The organism is Phyllobacterium sp. 1468, assembly GCF_031455525.1.
Lineage (GTDB): Bacteria > Pseudomonadota > Alphaproteobacteria > Rhizobiales > Rhizobiaceae > Phyllobacterium.
In genome coordinates this window covers 38,727-55,499 of sequence record NZ_JAVDSX010000011.1, presented here as the reverse complement: position 1 = coordinate 55,499, position 16,773 = coordinate 38,727, and the positions used below count along the sequence as shown (strand labels likewise).

Sequence of the window (16,773 nt, the reverse complement as noted above, 5' to 3'; positions counted from 1 at the left end):
CGAATATCCTGAGTTTGAATGTCAAAACTGCAAAGCGATCATGATCGCGGTGCGGCGCAACGTGTGCGATTCCAGCGCCATCGTTTGCAGTCGCTGCGATAGTTTTCTCGGGGCATTTGTCGATCTGGACAACCAACTTTCGCTGAGGTCACGACAGCTGAAGGATCCTCTGAACTTGCGTTAACGAGGGCGCCAGATCAAAGGGCTGGAGATTGTCGAGATCAGCCCCAAGGTCTTCAGTCCAGCTAAATTGCTTCCATAAGACTGCTCTGACGTAATGACTTGCTACCCCGTTCCCCAGTTTCTTCGTGATTACCTTCCTCCCATTCGACCGCACCCTATGGCGTGGTATAGCTCGAGATGCCTCGCTCTCGGCATAGTCCGGGATGATCAGCACGCCATGGCGGGCAGTTGACCACCGGTCCACGCCATCGGACAAGAGAATGAAGTGATCGTTGATGACCTCAATGCTGGCCTATCGGCATCGCCGCTGGCGGGCCACACCGGTTTCAAGCTGCGATGATGAGCGCCTACGCGAAAGGTTAAATTATGCGAGGGACCGTATCGTCCTGTCGCTCAAGGAACGTACCGAGCGACTGTTCACTTTGGAGTTGGCCCCTGGCTGTTGTCGGAATTGAGAAACCGAACATCGCCCCACCTTCCGGACGGTTTGAAGCAGCTATCTCGCCCCCGTGAGCTTTGATAATCGACTGGCAGATGGCCAGTCCTATGCCCAGCCCGCCTTCCTTTGTCGTAAAGAATCCATCGAATATCTGATCTAAATGATCAACCGGGATACCAGTGCCTGTATCTCTGATCGAGAATAAGACACGAGCGTTGTCGTCCAGTTGCGTTTCGAGATAAATTTCGCGTTGCACTTGAGGTGCCGTCTTCATGGCTTGGATGCTGTTAACGATCAAGTTGACGATCACCTGTTGCAGCTGGATGCGATCACCCCGGACAGAGGGAAGATCCGGTTGCAGCTTTGTCGTAATCACGACGCCCTTATCCTCGCTTTCGTGGCGAAGGAACACCACGCACTGACGAACGACCTCATTGAAATCGAGCAAAGTAGACGTGGCCTCACGCTTGCCGGCCATATCCTGAATCCTCCCGATGATATCGCCTGCGCGCTGTGCGCTTTCAACGACACGGGATGTGAGGATGTCTACCTTGTCAAGATTTGGCTCGGCTCGCCTGAGATATCGCAGGCTCGTCTGAGCGTTCATCAGGATGGCCGAAAGCGGCTGCTTGATTTCATGCGCTATCGATGTCGTCATTTCGCCCAATGTGGAAAGACGCGCTGCATGCGAAAAGTCGGCTTCGATTTTTCGTAATTTTGCCTCTGCTTCAAGGCGAGCGGTGTTGTCGATCATCATGAGGATTGTCGTATCGAGGCGCTCGCCCGGTACCGGGAAGGTCATCAACAACAGTACATCGAGCAGCCGGCCATCGAAGGTCCTTACCTTCAATTCTTCCACGTGATTCCTGACGCCTGAAAAATGCGCCAGCATCACGCGTTTCGTCGCGCCGGGTGTAGTTGAAAACAGGTATTTTACCGATCTGATGAATTCTGAGCGGTGCTTCCCGCCGAAAAGGACCATGGCCTCTTTGTTGACGTCGAAGACTTGTACAATATCGCATGCGAGTTGGACGATCTCAGGATGTTCATCGGAGTACGAAGCCATGTCAGTGATGCCATTGGCCCGAAGGCGATCAAATATGCGCCCTGCCGGCCTTGCGTCGATTTGCCAAACAGGAATGGGCAGCGAGGATATCATGTTCCGATAGCGCTTCTGGCTCGCTTCGAGTTCGATGACAGCATTAGGTGCATTCAAGGTTGCCCGGACAGAGACGAATACGGTGTCCGCGCATCTCGGTTCAAAAGCCTTCCAGCCTGTCAGAACGACATGCTGTAACCGCCCCACGCTGGGGATTTCTCGTGCTACCGTTCCTTTGTGAGCAGAGGTGGCGACGGTCGTGAGCAGATCGCCGAGGGCGGCACGGCTTTGTTCGGGCCAGAGGCTTGCAATTGGACGGTCCAATACTTTGTCCCGGTCTGCGGGCAGGCCGAACAGACGGATTGCTTCATCGTTGACGTCCACAATCCGGACGGCAGAGAGCAACATATCCAATCGATCCGGTTGCCATTCCTGATCCCCGCCGGGGCAGGCGGCATCCATGCTTTCAAGCAAAGCTCGTGCGCGCGTCACATTGAATTGCCAGTAAGCAACCTGTCCGATGGCAGCCGGCATAGGCGGTTCGCCAGCTTCTGTGGGATAATCGACTGATTTCATTGGCGACCTCTCTCCAGGCGATGGTCGATATTCAATTCTATGAAACGGTCTTGTTACGGCTCGCGCGGCAAATCATCGGGCTTATCCATTGTCCCTCGACTGAGAGCGGAGATGATATGCCTGTGCAGAACATCGTCACTGATGGGCTTGCTCAGAAAGGCGACCGCGCCCAGACGCAGTGCCTCGGACTTTGCTTCGGGAGCCGACTGGGCCGATATGAAGATAATGGGCAGATCGGGATCGGCGGCAGACAGCTTTTGCTGGAGCTCCAATCCCGACATGCCTTTCATGTTGAGATCGGTAATGAGGCAGTCGAACCGCCCCCTCATATATGCGGCTAGAAACTTTTCCGGATGGTCGAAGATCTGGCACTTGAAATCGAATACCTCGAGCAATTCGGCTAAGGCGTTGCAGATGCTCACATCGTCGTCTACGACTGCAATGGTTGGAATAAGGGTCAATTCGCAAACTTTCACACAGCGGACTCTCGTCACAATGCTTTAGTATCTGCCGGATCACTGCCTTATCAAATCCATACGAAAGTCTAGGCCTGGTAGTCATCACGTATATCCGGGGGTATCGATTGCCAAGCACGCACAAGATGGGTGATGAAGGGCGTCTTCATCTTGCGCATCACACTGCTTCGATGAAGCTTGACCGTGATTTCCGAAATGTTGAGATCGAATGCGATCTGTTTGCTTAGCGCACCCCGGACAACGGCTTCCATGACTTGGCGCTCACGAACGGTAAGCGTCGCATAAAGCGCGATGTTGGTCTTGGCTGTGAGGTGTTCGGCGCGCCTCCCCTTGTCAATTTCAATGGCTTTGTTCACCGCATCGAGCAGAGTCTGATCGCGCACGGGCTTGGTCAGAAATTCGACCGCACCTGCCTTCATCGCCTGAACTGTCATGGGAATGTCGCCATGACCGGTCAGAAAGATGATGGAGGCAGAGATACCATTGGCGGCCAGACGGGCCTGGAAATCAAGACCGCTTGCACCTGGCATTCGTACGTCGAGAATCATGCAGCCCGGTCGGTCCAGAATGTCCGCGTCCAACAATGCCTGGGTTGAGCCAAACCCCGCGGTCTCGATATCCACCGATTCCAGAAGTTCACAGATCGAGAGCCGCACCGACTCATCATCGTCCACGACCAGCACCAGAGGGGCCGTCTCGGGACGAGCTTCAATGGTGCCGACTGCATTCCCCAAAGAAATGTTCATTTTCCATTCTCCAGTGTCTTGCCAAGCCCTACGGCCGCGACGCCTAGCTCTGACCGCGCCGTACTCTTTTCCTTGAACTGTCCCTGACTGCCGAAATACGCGTAACTTCCCGGCTGACCGCGCGATGGTCGAGCCACTCACCCACGTCTTCTTCAAATTCTGCCGGGGCCCGACGACCGAAGGCCCCGGAAAGGTCTTCAAGCGTTGTGCGCGCCATCTCTTCGCGCATGCTTTTTTGGGCGCGAAGCATTACGGCATGAATACCGCACACACCGCTGGTCATCCATGTGGGCGCGTCACCGGCAAACAGAATGCAATTCTTGCGTACGTCCTTGCAGTCGAAAACATTTTTTCGGCCATCGATGGCATCGACAATATCGAGCACCGTTATCTCCCGCGGGTCCTTGGCAAGCCTATATCCGCCATTGATGCCGCTGGTCGAAACAACGATCCCGGCCTTTTCAAGCCGGGGCATAATTCTCGCCATCAACGTCACTGGAACACCCTGCAGTTCGGCAAGATCACGGCTGCTCACGGGCTTTGCGCGCGACTGGATCAAATACATCATGCAGTGGATGCCGTATTCGACCGTGGCGCCATACAGGCTCGGCGGCCTGTTGCTGTGGGCCGCTGTATCATTGGGATGCCTGGGCTTTGTCGGGTTCGCAATCATAACACCTCTCCTACACGTACGTGTTATAAAACGCCAGAGTTTTTTGTGCTGTGGCTTCTCGTTCAGCAGACGAATCTGGAGAGGGCTCCGATGATCCTGGGCAATTTGGCAGGCGAGCACAGCATTGAAGCAGCTGCACATCGCAACACAGGCGGTGCGGACGAGGGTCGCGACGAAAACCGATGGCCCGCGCTATGGGCCCTTATGCTGCAATCCACACCGCGCAGAGACATCACGAAATCGACTGCTCGCGCCCCGATCGCTAGCACTCGTGTCACACGTTCCTAGACTTGAGGATGGGTCGGCTAACCCCGGCGATTAGAGCGACCCACCCCCTTGCACGATGGAATGATTTCGTCTCCCCAGCCATGCTCCAAAGGAATAGAGTCATGAGCCTCAACGGCCACAACGAGGAGATAAGTTATGAAAATTGTTATTATCGGTGGAACCGGGCTCATCGGTTCCAAGACCGCCATGCGTCTGCGTAATATGGGCCACGAAGTTCTCGCCGTATCACCAAACACCGGCGTCAATACCATCACTGGAGAAGGTCTGGCCGAAGCGCTGGTCGGCGCCGAGGTGGTCGTCGACCTTGCAAATGCGCCTTCGTGGGAAGACAAGGCTGTGCTCGAATTCTTCGAGACATCGGGCCGTAATCTGCTCGCCGCAGAAGCCAAGGCAGGTGTAAAGCACCACATTGCCCTTTCTATCGTGGGAACGGAGCGGCTGCCGGAGAATGGCTATTTCAGGGCTAAACTTGCCCAGGAGAGGCTCATCAAGGAATCGCCTATTCCATACACGATCGTTCATTCCACGCAATTTATGGAATTTCTGAAGGGCATTGCCGACGAAGCAACCGTCGGTACTGTTGCTCGCCTGTCTCCTGCAGCCTTCCAGCCCATCGCGTCGGACGACGTTGCGGACGCGATGGCAGACGTAGCCGTCGGGAAGCCGCTCAACGGAACGATCGAGATTGCGGGTCCCGAGCGCGGTCCCATGAATGAAATCATTGCCCGTTATCTGAAAGCTGCCAACGATCCGCGGACGGTCGAGGCAGATGTCCATGCGCGTTATTTCGGGTCCGAACTCAATGATCAGTCGATTGTGCCAGGCGAAGGTGCGCGGCTCGGCAAAGTAGGCTTTGAGGATTGGCTCCGTCACTCTCAACAGCCGAATTGAGCCAACCATCGAACAGCCTGTCAGATGAATCAACAACCTAAGGAATTACGACAATGAAGTCAGCTTTGTTAATACTGTTTGTGTCGGCTTCAGCTTGCGTGCTCGGCACCTTGCCAGCCGTTGCTGCAGAAGATAGTGCAAAAGTCACGCCTCTCATGCAAAAGGACCTGCCGAATTACCCCGGAAAGGAGGGCCTGATGATTTCGGTGGTGTATGAGGGTGGGGGGTCTTCACCGATCCACAAGCACGACGCAAATGCATTCGTCTATGTCCTCGAGGGCTCGATCGTGATGCAGGTCAAGGGAGAAAAGGAGGTCACCTTGTCACCCGGAGACACTTTCTACGAAAGCCCATCCGACATTCACCTGGTCAGCCGCAATGCGAGCAAGACTGACCCCGCGAAATTCATCGTCGTTTTGCTCAAGACCAAGGACGCTCCGGTTGTCATGCCGGTTGAGTGACATTCGGTGCGGCGGCGAAGATCCAGTGGTATGATGGTCGTCGCTTCATATCGGGCGCGCCAAGGAACACCAGCGAGAGGGAGCAAGTTGATGAAAGTCACTGTTATGGGAGCGACAGGACGGGTCGGGATCCACCTCGTAGAAAGACTTGAACAGGCAGGCCTCGAAGTGGCGGCGGCATCCACTTCCCTCGGGATCAACAGTGTGACCGGGAAAGGCCTCAGAGAAGCTATGACCGGAGCCGAAATTGTCATCGACGTCACCAACGCCGAGTCATTCGGCGATGATTCGGCCCTGGATTTCTTTAAAACGTCTACCCGGAACTTGTTGGCTGCCTCAGCAGAGACCGGAGTTAGGCACTACGTCGCGCTTTCCGTGGTGGGGACACCTCGCCTTGTCGAGAGCGATTACTTCCGTGCGAAGATGGTGCAGGAAAATCTTATCCGGGCAGCGAGGAGACCCTTCACCATCGTCCATTCCACGCAATTCTTCGAGTTTATCAGCGGCGTGGTCGACATGGGAGCAGAGGGAGATGTCTTTCGGTTCTCGTCGGCATTGGTAAGGCCAATAGCCGCCTACAACGTCGCCGAGATGCTGACAGAATTGGCGATGGGGGCGGCAAGGAACGGTACCGTGGAGATCAGCGGGCCCGAGCAGTTTGGGCTCGATGAAATTGCTCGGATCCACCTCGCAGCAAACGAAGATCCGCGCGAGGTCATTACCGACAACAGCGCGCGCTACTATGGCGTTGAATTAAATGACGACACACTGCTTCCACTCAACGACGCGCATATTGGTTCGATACGCTACGGTGACTGGCTGTACCGCTCCATGGCTTGAGCTTCCGGATCGTTCGGGGGCAACGCGGACCAAAGGCTGAACCGCCAAAAAGATTTGCCGGCTCCGTTCTTCCTCTCCCGGATGACAATCATGACTACCCACAGTTGCAAGCTTCTTGATCATGACAAGCAGTTGATGGAGTATTCCAAAGCATGATTTAAGAGCGCGGAGGGCTAAGGTGGAGCGCCTTGAGAATGGTTGGCTGAATACCGCAGACCCCAATTCGGTGATTTCCATAACCACAATTGATTGGGCCACTGCGGGCCATCAGCCCGCCGTCAATATCACGCGCTTGGTCCCGGCCAATGGTGTGCTCGACCGCGACCATCGACATGAAAATCTTCCTGTTCTCGACGCGCGACTCGGTAGCACCGGTTTGCGTCTTGTCGAAACCTTGAACGATGCCTTCGCACCTAACCGTCGCACGCTGGGACAGGAATAGGCGATCCGATGGCGAGAAAAACCCCAGAAAACAAGCATCGGCTTTCGCCGGAAACACGCCGGAGGCTTTATGGTGCACGGCGTTTCTTGCCACTGGAGGTGCAGAAGGACACCGCCCTGCGCCTGCAGATCGATGTCTATTTCAAAGACCCGCTCGTGGCGAAGAACAATCCTGCTGCGGCCATCGATCAGAACTTCTTTGTGCCGTGGGAGCCGGGCTTGCGGGACGGACCGACCAGTGCCCGTTTTGCGGTGGTCGATTACGATGCCACCTCCAACACGCTTATGCCGCCAGCAGTATGGGACAGCAAGGGCAATGTCTTCGTCGCACCGAACGGGAGAGTTCTTGATGAGGACACCAGAAAGCTGCCGCAGTTTCGCCAGCTCAGCGTGTGGGCAACCGTCCAGCACACGCTCGACTTTTTCGAGAGCGGCTTTGCTCTTGGCCGCCGTATTACCTGGGCTTTCGAAGGCAACCGGCTGATTTTGGTGCCGCATGCCGGCTATGGCAAAAACGCCTATTATGATCGTCAGAGCAAATCGTTGCAATTTTATTGGTTTGACGGGGAGGATGGGCGCATCTTCACCTGCCAGTCCAGCGACATCGTCAATCACGAATTCGGTCACGCAGTTCTGGACGGATTGAGACCCTGTTACTATGAAACGGTCTTGCCGCAAACGGCAGGCTTCCATGAGTTCGTTGGCGATTTGATCGCTATCCTCATGGCCTTCCGCAACAATGATTTCCGTAAAGCGATGATCAAGGAGAGCGCTGACCTCGCTGGTGGAACCCTGTTGTCATCCTTGGCACAGGAGTTCGGCAACGCGGTCATCGGTCAGCCTTATCTGCGTACCGCCGCTAACAAATTGACGATGAGTGACATACAGAACGATCTCCAGCCTCACCGCGTTTCGCAGGTGCTGACGGGAGCCTGTTTTGACATCATGGTAAGGCTCTTAGGCAAGTACAAAGAACGGATGGATCAACGCTTTAAGCTTGATCCGAAGAGCAAGCCATCCTTGCCAAATGCTTTCTGGTACACGATCCAGCGCATGCAGATGATGGCGATACAACCGCTGGATTTTCTGCCGCCATGCGAAGTTGAGTTCCGGGACTATGCTTTGGCGGTGCTGCGCGCCGAAGAGGTGTCCAATCCAACTGATCCCGATAGCTATCGCGAGATGATGTTCAATGTATTCGTCGAGCGCGGTGTTCTCGATGAAGCGGATCGCGCGTCCCTCTTGGAACCGGATGCTGTCTTCAATCGTCCCGAACTGACCATCTACCATGACATTGACTCGATCGGTGCATCGCGCGGGGGTGCCTATCGTTTTCTCGATGACAATCGTGCCGATCTTTTCATTCCCCTCAACGCCGACCTCATCATCACCGAGATCGTTCGCGCCAAAAAACTGACGACGGAATCGCGGCAACTACCCGAGCAGATCGTCGTGCAATACATATGGCGGGAAGATGTCGCACTCGAGGGCGAACGCTTCGGTCGCTTTGCCGGTGAGCGAACGAGTATGCTGTGTGGTGCAACGCTCGTCCTGGACCAGAATGGCAACCAGATCCATTGGGCGCGCAAACCCGGCAGCGAGGAACTTGGTAACAGCTCCGAGCAACGCGCCGAGCGCAACGTCGGGCGCAAGCGTCGCGAGGCATTTCTCGATGCTTTGGCAGCACGGATCAAATCGGGCATGATCGGAGAGACTGTCGGCGGCGAGCTTGGTCTCCTGGCTCGTGCCATCCCGCCATTCGGTTTCAACCGCGTCGATGGCGAAGTGCGTTTTCAGCTTTCGCCGCATTTTGCCATTCATGATGATATCGAGGATGACGACATTGGAGGCCGGCAATGGCAGGTAAGCTCCTGATACGCATGTTTGACGTAGGCCTTGGCGACTGCATCTATTGCCGGATTCCTGAAGGGCATGAGGATGGCGGCGATTTTCACATTCTCATCGATTGCGGATCGCTGAGCGGCATGGACTATCTCACAGCCGCGCTCGAAAAGCTGAAGACCATGCTGCCTGACGATGGAGCCAAGAAGCGGCTTGATCTGCTCATTGTCACGCATCAGCACAAGGATCATATGCTGGGTTTCACGCCGGATCTCTGGGCCGATTTTTCGGTCGGCTCTTTGTGGATGAGCGCCGCGATGGATCCCGATCATCCGGAGGCCGAGAACGCCCGACAGCTCCATGCCTTCGCCGGCGGCATGATCGAGCAGGCGCAGCGCCTCAACTTCAGTCCGGAACTCGAAGGTCTCTTCGCGGCCTATACCGCAACGAACGATGTGGCGATGGAGACATTGCAAAACATCATTCCCGTAAAAAACAATATCAAGCCGGTCTATGTTCATGCTGGGATGGACACCGATGATAAGCTCAAGCTGCCCTTGAAAAATGCAGCATTGCGGATTCTTGGACCGGAAAACGACATTGACCTTTACTATCTGGGCAAACCCGAAAACCCGATAATGCACGGTGTCAGATCGGTCATGGACGTCGTTGCAAAATCCATACCGCCGACCATGGCGCCTTCGAAATCAACAACTCTCGCCCCCAATATCGCCCCGGCGGATTTTCGGCGGTTGCAGTCGCGAATGCTGTCGACAGCACTCGCCTTCGCCGATCTCGATGGCAGGGTGACGAACAATACAAGTGTCGTTCTGCTCATAGAATGGAAGGGCAAGCGGCTTTTATTTGTCGGCGATGCTGAATGGGACGCGCGTTATGATGAAGGCGAGGCCAACGGTTCATGGAATGTCATGTGGAACAAGAGACATGCCGCGTTGGCCAAGCCGCTGGATTTTCTGAAAATCGGCCACCATGGCAGCGAAAACGCCACACCATGGAATGACAATCCGCTGCGCGATCCCGCCAAGCCAAATGAGCCGCTCCACATTCTCAATGCCATCCTGCCGAAGAATGGTACCCCAATCACGTCCGCCGGCGTTTCTACCCGTCGGGGTCAATACCAAACCATACCAAAGGCGGATTTGCTCGTTGAGATCGGCACCCGGGTTGCGACCAAGCGAGACTATGCGAGGGCGTTCAAAAGCGCTCATATCGATACCTCGCAGATCAACAAGTTCGGCGAGTTCGAGCAAACCTGGTTTGCCTCCCCTCAGCCTCTACGCACGGATTTGGAAGATATGTTGGGCGATCAGGGTTTTACCGATATCGAGATTTCAGCTTGATGTTATTCTGAGGCTGTTGAAGTTGAGGCATAGTCGCTCATGGGTATCTGCACTTTAGAAAACCGGGTACGCGGTTGGATTTGCTCAGGGTAGCCATGGGGTGCTGGCGCAAAGCGGACACCAGGCACTGACACTATTAAAGGCGCGGGGCGTACTCAAAAAAAGACCCTCCCAGAAGAGGGAGGGTCAGATGCAGGAGCGGCCCCCGTCGCCCCCAACGGCGTTCTATTTTTGCTCCGAACGACGCCTCTATGCGATCTCATCAAACATGACGTTGATTTTGTAAATTGCTTCCGCCCGGTTCGTCGCCCGAACCTTCTTGAGGATATTTCGGACGTGAACTTTCACAGTGTTCGGAGCAAGCCTCAGGGCATAGGCAATCGTCTTGTTCGCCTTTCCCTGCCGCAGGATTTCGATGACCTCACGTTCCCGTCGTGTGAACATTTCCAAGCGCTTGGACTGATGATGGTTGGTTCCGAGGATGCTTTGAATATCATGCAGGTTTTTGGCCGCGACGAAAACTCCTCCTGCCAACGCCATCGAAATTGCTTCGATGCAAACGGATATCCCGGCATTGCCTGGAAGGTAACCATGGACACCTTGCTGGAGAACGCTCAGGATTTGCTGAAATCCGCATAGTTCTGCCTGAACGATGACTGGGACTTTCGGAAATCTTCGTACAAGCGCCCCGATTTCGAGCACAATGGAATTATCCATAAATCTGGTGTCGTCGACGCATACAAGGATGACTGAAAATGCCGCGGCTTCATATGCCTCTATATCTTTCACAGAGCCGTATGTGGCCAAGCGCAGTCCAAGTCCATTCGATACAAGCCCGCGCGCAAGGTGTTCTCGAGCAATGGCACGTCCGTCAATGATGGCAAGCGTCCGTTGTGGACGGAGTTCTGTCGATGCAATGTGGAACGCTGCCCGGCGGGCCGCCGCATGCCGATTGTAAACGGCATGATCGGCATCCGGTATTCGTTCGTACATAATTCCTGACATTTTCTTATCCCCCAGAACACTCATTGACACACGCGCGCAACCTTGAATTTAATTGCACCAGGTTTGACTATTGCGATTTCGCGCGCGGCTGATGCGTGCCATGCGTTCGATCAAGAGCTGTATTGCAGCGTAAGAGAGTTCCACTTCGCCTCTCTTGGTTTGCAGGGCGCCGATGGCAGCAAGGCGTTTGACTGTTTGACCGTTTATTTGCCGGATGGTTTCGCCCTGTGACAGGCGTTTCAGTGCTTCCCATTCGTCCGTCGATATCTCACTCATTAAAACCATTTCCGTCGAGCTCCATGAATTGTCGGGCAGTACCTAGCTGCCGGAACTATCTCATCGAAAATAACGGGAACTTCCGCGGCAGGTTCGCTGCGAACGGGATTGCCCCTTCAAGTTATTGACAATTGGACATGGTTGAAAGGCAGGCTTACACACCGGAGTTAAGATCGAAATATGAATGACACGGATTTCCTGCTCCATTGTTGCTTTGAGCCTCTTGTAGGTAAGGCGCAGACCCGCAGGAAGTTTCGGTCGCTTGATCAACTTGGCAAATGATGACCACCGGTATTTTCTTGTAAGAACTGTTGACATCGATTTTTCCTCCTACAGATCGATTGATCTCCGGATCGATTGTTTTACCGGAGTATTGGTCGATATTACCGGAGGAGGCGTCGCTCAAGCGCTGTCTGACCGTCAATGCACCGTCAAAAATGAAGGACAAAACGTAAAAAGGACCCGCTGGCGGGTCCTTTTTCGGTGTTTTTTGGGCTCCGCGTCAACTGTTCAGCACAACATCGACAGCCGCGGCGGCATTGAGAAGTCCCGCTCCAAAAAAGTATCGAGAATCGATGACATCTTCATTGTCCGCATTCATGCAGTCGGGTGTGAGCGGACGAAAACCCGGTCCGACGTTACGGTTTCGGCTGGACGCTTCCTCGAGGATAGACTTGACAGCTATACCGTCGAGCTTGCTTGACCCGCCGTGAACGGCACGATGGGCCCGTTGGACCAGAGCCGCAACGCCGCCGACCAAGGCTGCAGCCCCGGACGTACCGCCAAAACTGGTATAGTAGCCGCCGCCAATGCCGGGATTGTTTGCAGAAGGAAGCAGTGAGGACCAGGGGGCTTTCCCCTCATCATAACCAAAGACCCCCGGAAGGTCCGTACTCAGAAGGCTGAACTGGGAATAACAATATTCCTTCCCGGGATCTGCGTTATATTGATGCTTGGCGATCAAGGGAGACAGACGATTGATCCGCAATTGATGGCGATTGAATATCTCGCCATCATCAGAAGGTGCAACGAGAGTCAGACCTTCGCCATAGTTGCTATAGCCGGACCGGAAGCCTTCAACTGTGACGGCGCCGACCGCGATAATCCCGTTATCGGGCGTTGCAAGGCTCGCCGGATAGATCAGCTGGCTTTCGCCACTGTTGCCGGCAGCGCAGATCACGGGAATCTTTCGGCTCACACCAATGATCAAATGTTCCAGGATCGTCCATATGCGATCCGGGTTGGAACCAGACTGCGTTGCCTTGGGATCGAGTTCCGTTGGTCCCTGTTCTGCCAAGGCGATGCGCGCGAATAAATCTGCCGCATCGCGGTTGGCCCAGCGTTCCAGGTCCGCCTTCAATTCGTTCTTGGGCTCCATGGCGCTTCGCTTCGGATCGGGTATACCCCGCGGCATGACGATGACATCAACGTTCTGCGAATATGCATAAAGGAATGCAGCAATGTACTGCACGGCATTGTCTTCGAACGAAGTCGTAATGTTGACGAGCCGCGAAAAAGGATCAGCACCGAAATACGGTAACAGGTTGGGATTTTTGTTGGGATGGGCCTCGGTCGAATCCGGGCGCGTGAAGATATTTTCTGGCGGAGATGCGATTTCGCTATCCTCCGATGGCAACGCTGCAGGCTCGGCGACAATCAAACCAGCACAGGCGGTACCATGAGCTGCAAACATCGTGTTCGAATCGAGTATCCGGCGCAACACGCCATATGAACCAGCGTACTCCGCCACAATATCATCCAGGTATTCCTTGTCATCGACCGAAAGTCCGAGGTTCCCGAGTCCGGATATGTCCAGATCGGCGAAGAACGCCTGTTTTCCCTCTTTATAGGAACTATTTGTATCGTCGAGAATGGCCAGCGCACGCGCACCGTATCTGTGCGTTGCCAGGTCAATTGAGGCATTGTGATCGATCCGAGTTGCCAGATTTGGGTGATCTGGAGATATGCCGACGTCAATGAGCGCGACCCTCGCGGGCGAAATCGAAGCCACCTCCGCGATGGTGTCCCAGACAGAACCGGAAATAACCGGAGAAGGAGTGGCGCGCAGCGCACTTTCGTTGTTGGGGGGAATCGGACCACTCGGGGATCCGAAGTCTGCGGTAATCACTCCCAAGGCGGCCAAATGCCAGAGATAATAATAGCTGGCAGGTGCAGGGGTTGTGTTATCGGATTGGAGGGTCATCTTTAACCTCATTTACGCTGGAGGGATCACTGAAGCTGAACACATCCTTCAAACCCATTCCTTGTGTACCGCGTTATACGTCGCTGCAAATGCATCTCTCAAATAAGGCGCGAACCGGCGCGCCAGATCACGGCCTGCTTTCGTATCGCTTGGGTAGTGAAGGCCGGCCCATTCACGATTTTCCGCAACATTTTGGGCAATTCGCGCCAACTCTTCGGTCGCGGGATGCTCGGGAAGGATCGTGTTGAATGCGAACACAATGGAAAAGCATTGGAATGAATGATTGCTTTGGTACGACTCGTGCGCGGGAACTGCCAGAAGAGGCCGTAGCCGCGGTTCAAACTGACTGGGCCGCAGGCGATTGAACTTGTTCTTGTAGATCAGACCCACATATTCGCACGCCGTCAGTATATTTTGAAAAAGTGCCTCCGTCTGTTCGAACCCTGCTATGTTCTCGATATAGAGCGGCCGTGTAAACTCGCCGACCGATAACGAGGCTTCCTGTTGAATATCCGGGAGTCGTCTGGCCCGTTCGCGGTCACGCTTCTGCATCGACAGCATCACTTTGGTTTCAAGACGCGTAAAATCGGGACCCGGCGGCGGGGTGATGTCCAGCATTTCCCATGTGAAGCGGTCAGCAGCGGTAAAAGCGTTCCGGGAAGGTTGTTGGTGAAGTCTTCGCAGTTGGAATGCCGGTATCAATTGTGCATTGCTGGTGTTGATTCCGCCGAATGAGGTTTTGTTCTTGTTCTTGTTTTTGTTTAGGGAGGATTTGTTCAGTACCGATTTGTTGGCAACACCGCCGCTCGCCGTCGCGGCTGCGGCTCCAGGCGCGCCCGGGATTTCGATACCGGCTCCATCCACCGCTGGGCCAACCTCAGCGAACGTCGAAGGCGGGCAGGGCGATACATGATCGGCGTCTACCTCAAATCGAAAATTGTTCAGGAATTGTATCAGCGGTGATTGCGAAGCAATGTTGACCATTTCGCGTATCCTTCATCCATTCGAGCCGAATTTTGATTGAGGAAGAATTACCGGAGCTTGACCCCGGCCTTGGTAAGGCCGGCGATAAGCATCTTGCCTCCCCCAGTTCTTAACAGCGGGTAGCGATTGTCCTTGAGCGACTCGATCGAGAAATTCGGTTCGACGGCCTCTAGTCGCTCAACATACTTTCCCGCCAACTCCATCTCATCCCGATGCGCATGACTGGCTGCCATGTAACGCAAGAGAGAATTGAAATCCGGCCGCATCTTCAGCGCGTCTTCACCCGCAGAAATGGCGGCCGCATGATCGCCTGCCAGAGCTGCACTGATGCACTTGGTCGTGTCGAAGTAGTATTTGTGCACGCTGTAGAATCCAAGGTTCTGGACCCACTTAGCCATAGCCAACGCCTTTTCAGGCTGTCCGGCATAACAGTGCAACATGGAATAAAGATCCCAACCGAGCGGTTGTGCTGGATTGAGCTTGATTGCCCGCTCGAATAGCCCGGCGGCATAGTCGTATTCGCAAAACAAGAATGAATGCACGTGTCCAACGAGAGCGAGGGCGATGGAATTGTTAGCATCCAACTCCAATGCCTTACGGGCGTAGAATTGGGCTTCTTCGACGATCGTTGAGTCGTAGGCATTGAAACGCTGTCCAACGCGGAAAGTCCTGATAAAGGCGAGCCACGCATAGACCGAGGAAGAGGGCCGCTCCGCCGCAATGTTGTGAAGGATGCGCTCGGCTCTATCGAGGTCCTCCCGAGACAAGCGAAAGACCGAGTTAACCGCCTCGATCATTGTGGTTTCCCGCTCGAGCTTTCCTCCTTCGCTCCGGAAAAGAAAGCAACCGTTGACTTCATCGATCAAGTGATTGAGCAGCCCATGCAACTGATTGGTTTCGCCTCTTTCCAAGGGCGCGCGATCAGCGATACAACTGTCTTTCCAGATCAGGCTGTGATCCGCCAGACGGAGAATGCTCACCACGATAAGGGCGGTCTGACTGGCGAGCGTCAGTTCCAGCTGTATCCCGAGGGGTGTCGCAAGCGAGATTTCGTTGCCCACTCCAATGTTCGACAGGTTCGCCCCAGGCCCTCCGCCGAAGGAAAAATCAGTGACACGGATATCAGTTCCCTCAACAAGCGATTTCGCGATGAGATTCGTCACTCCCGCCGCAAGTATCTGTCCATTTTCGCTTTGTCCGGCGATGCGCGAGGGCAAGATCGCGACAACCCATTGTCTCGAATTGACGTTCGAACTCGAGTCACTCGCCGTATCGTTCGCCGCTCCGTTTCCAGTCCCACCACTATTCTTGCCCGGATTGATTGCCGTTAAAGGAACGAGTGGAGTCGGTTCCTGGTTCTGACGCGCCAGCTCAAGCTTAGGTTCAAATTTTTGCTGGAATTGTCCCTCGTCATACCGACGCTGCCAGACCTGCCGCTCCAGGGTAAGCCACTCCTCGAATTCGGGGTCTCTGACGTCGACCCCTTCGAGAAAATGTTCAGCAGCCAGTTCGTCATTACCTGCTGTATTGCCCTCGGTCAGGATTTCGTCGATATCGAGCCGTATGCGGTCCATGCGAAGCGAGACGGTGTTCTTGTCAGCCACCAGCACATCTCGTGCATCACCGAGGCATTTCCGGATATCGAGCAGTGCCTGGCGAAGACTGGCTGAGGCCTGGTCCTCAGGCCTGTCGCTCCAAAGCTTGTCACGGAGCCAGACCCTTGAACGTGATCCCCTTAGGGAGACCGCCAGCATGGCAAGGATCGCTTGGGACTTTTGGGATTTGGGCGTCAGAACCTTGCCCTCCGGATCAGTGATCGCGAAGGGTCCAATAAGATACATGCGATAAGCCGCTTCGCTGTGCTGACTGCGGTCCATCAGCGTGGGTCCCCGAGTAGCCTCATGAATTGCTTTATTATGCGTGGGCTCTCGCTCTAACTTTGGCACAAAACACAACTTTGGCAATACGTTTGCGTGTATTGGGAGCCCA

15 protein-coding genes are annotated in these 16,773 nt (G+C 54.6%); 6 read left to right on the top strand and 9 right to left on the bottom strand.

What is annotated here, in order from left to right; genetic code table 11:
- Window positions 1-542: 542 nt before the first annotated feature.
- The 4 genes from J2X72_RS22345 to J2X72_RS22330 all read right to left on the bottom strand — a co-directional run bounded on the left by J2X72_RS22345 (window position 543) and on the right by J2X72_RS22330 (window position 4,192).
- A complete protein-coding gene (locus J2X72_RS22345; protein WP_310075596.1) occupies window positions 543-2,297 on the bottom strand; it encodes an ATP-binding protein in 1,755 nt (584 codons plus the stop codon).
- 53 nt (window positions 2,298-2,350) lie between these two features.
- A complete protein-coding gene (locus tag J2X72_RS22340) occupies window positions 2,351-2,758 on the bottom strand; it encodes a response regulator transcription factor (RefSeq protein ID WP_210004974.1) in 408 nt (135 codons plus the stop codon).
- An 83-nt stretch (window positions 2,759-2,841) separates the two neighbouring features.
- A complete protein-coding gene (locus tag J2X72_RS22335) occupies window positions 2,842-3,519 on the bottom strand; it encodes a response regulator transcription factor (protein ID WP_210004976.1) in 678 nt (225 codons plus the stop codon).
- A gap of 43 nt (window positions 3,520-3,562) precedes the next feature.
- Window positions 3,563-4,192: an Rrf2 family transcriptional regulator gene (locus J2X72_RS22330; RefSeq protein WP_310075594.1), complete on the bottom strand. Its 630-nt coding sequence runs from the start codon at window positions 4,190-4,192 to the stop codon at window positions 3,563-3,565.
- Window positions 4,193-4,615: 423 nt separating this feature from the next.
- Between J2X72_RS22330 and J2X72_RS22325 the strand changes: the two genes are divergently transcribed.
- The 6 genes from J2X72_RS22325 to J2X72_RS22300 all read left to right on the top strand — a co-directional run bounded on the left by J2X72_RS22325 (window position 4,616) and on the right by J2X72_RS22300 (window position 10,316).
- Window positions 4,616-5,371, top strand: a complete 756-nt coding sequence (locus tag J2X72_RS22325) for an SDR family oxidoreductase (RefSeq protein WP_310075592.1) — start codon at window positions 4,616-4,618, stop codon at window positions 5,369-5,371.
- 53 nt (window positions 5,372-5,424) lie between these two features.
- Complete coding sequence (locus tag J2X72_RS22320) at window positions 5,425-5,832, top strand: cupin domain-containing protein (protein WP_310075591.1); 408 nt, start codon at window positions 5,425-5,427, stop codon at window positions 5,830-5,832.
- A 90-nt stretch (window positions 5,833-5,922) separates the two neighbouring features.
- Window positions 5,923-6,672: an NAD(P)H-binding protein gene (locus J2X72_RS22315; RefSeq protein ID WP_310075589.1), complete on the top strand. Its 750-nt coding sequence runs from the start codon at window positions 5,923-5,925 to the stop codon at window positions 6,670-6,672.
- Between the two features lie 178 nt (window positions 6,673-6,850).
- Window positions 6,851-7,114: a hypothetical protein gene (locus tag J2X72_RS22310; protein ID WP_310075587.1), complete on the top strand. Its 264-nt coding sequence runs from the start codon at window positions 6,851-6,853 to the stop codon at window positions 7,112-7,114.
- 8 nt (window positions 7,115-7,122) lie between these two features.
- Complete coding sequence (locus J2X72_RS22305; protein WP_310075585.1) at window positions 7,123-8,988, top strand: serine protease; 1,866 nt, start codon at window positions 7,123-7,125, stop codon at window positions 8,986-8,988.
- Entirely contained in the window at window positions 8,970-10,316 is a 1,347-nt protein-coding gene (locus tag J2X72_RS22300; RefSeq protein ID WP_310075583.1) for a metallohydrolase, read from the top strand. The genes J2X72_RS22305 and J2X72_RS22300 overlap by 19 nt, the downstream gene beginning before the upstream one ends.
- Window positions 10,317-10,565: 249 nt before the next feature.
- On the opposite strand, the gene J2X72_RS22295 is transcribed toward J2X72_RS22300, so the two are convergent.
- The 5 genes from J2X72_RS22295 to J2X72_RS22275 all read right to left on the bottom strand — a co-directional run bounded on the left by J2X72_RS22295 (window position 10,566) and on the right by J2X72_RS22275 (window position 16,661).
- The gene (locus J2X72_RS22295; protein ID WP_310075581.1) at window positions 10,566-11,321 is read right to left on the bottom strand and encodes a response regulator transcription factor; all 756 of its coding nucleotides are present in this window, start codon (window positions 11,319-11,321) and stop codon (window positions 10,566-10,568) included.
- Between the two features lie 48 nt (window positions 11,322-11,369).
- On the bottom strand, window positions 11,370-11,597 hold the full coding sequence (locus tag J2X72_RS22290) for a hypothetical protein (protein ID WP_210005005.1): 228 nt from the start codon (window positions 11,595-11,597) through the stop codon (window positions 11,370-11,372).
- Between the two features lie 502 nt (window positions 11,598-12,099).
- Entirely contained in the window at window positions 12,100-13,800 is a 1,701-nt protein-coding gene (locus tag J2X72_RS22285; protein WP_310075578.1) for a S8 family serine peptidase, read from the bottom strand.
- A gap of 48 nt (window positions 13,801-13,848) precedes the next feature.
- Window positions 13,849-14,784: a phospholipid phosphatase gene (locus tag J2X72_RS22280; protein WP_310075577.1), complete on the bottom strand. Its 936-nt coding sequence runs from the start codon at window positions 14,782-14,784 to the stop codon at window positions 13,849-13,851.
- Window positions 14,785-14,831: 47 nt separating this feature from the next.
- A complete protein-coding gene (locus tag J2X72_RS22275; protein WP_310075575.1) occupies window positions 14,832-16,661 on the bottom strand; it encodes an SARP family transcriptional regulator in 1,830 nt (609 codons plus the stop codon).
- Window positions 16,662-16,773 lie beyond the last annotated feature (112 nt).

Coding starts and splice junctions, on each gene's coding strand:
- J2X72_RS22345 (WP_310075596.1), bottom strand. CDS start 2,297: ATGAAATCAGTCGATTATCCCACAGAAGCTGGCGAACCGCCTATGCCG.
- J2X72_RS22335 (WP_210004976.1), bottom strand. CDS start 3,519: ATGAACATTTCTTTGGGGAATGCAGTCGGCACCATTGAAGCTCGTCCC.
- J2X72_RS22330 (WP_310075594.1), bottom strand. CDS start 4,192: ATGATTGCGAACCCGACAAAGCCCAGGCATCCCAATGATACAGCGGCC.
- J2X72_RS22325 (WP_310075592.1), top strand. CDS start 4,616: ATGAAAATTGTTATTATCGGTGGAACCGGGCTCATCGGTTCCAAGACC.
- J2X72_RS22320 (WP_310075591.1), top strand. CDS start 5,425: ATGAAGTCAGCTTTGTTAATACTGTTTGTGTCGGCTTCAGCTTGCGTG.
- J2X72_RS22315 (WP_310075589.1), top strand. CDS start 5,923: ATGAAAGTCACTGTTATGGGAGCGACAGGACGGGTCGGGATCCACCTC.
- J2X72_RS22305 (WP_310075585.1), top strand. CDS start 7,123: ATGGCGAGAAAAACCCCAGAAAACAAGCATCGGCTTTCGCCGGAAACA.
- J2X72_RS22300 (WP_310075583.1), top strand. CDS start 8,970: ATGGCAGGTAAGCTCCTGATACGCATGTTTGACGTAGGCCTTGGCGAC.
- J2X72_RS22295 (WP_310075581.1), bottom strand. CDS start 11,321: ATGTCAGGAATTATGTACGAACGAATACCGGATGCCGATCATGCCGTT.
- J2X72_RS22290 (WP_210005005.1), bottom strand. CDS start 11,597: ATGAGTGAGATATCGACGGACGAATGGGAAGCACTGAAACGCCTGTCA.
- J2X72_RS22285 (WP_310075578.1), bottom strand. CDS start 13,800: ATGACCCTCCAATCCGATAACACAACCCCTGCACCTGCCAGCTATTAT.
- J2X72_RS22280 (WP_310075577.1), bottom strand. CDS start 14,784: ATGGTCAACATTGCTTCGCAATCACCGCTGATACAATTCCTGAACAAT.
- J2X72_RS22275 (WP_310075575.1), bottom strand. CDS start 16,661: ATGGACCGCAGTCAGCACAGCGAAGCGGCTTATCGCATGTATCTTATT.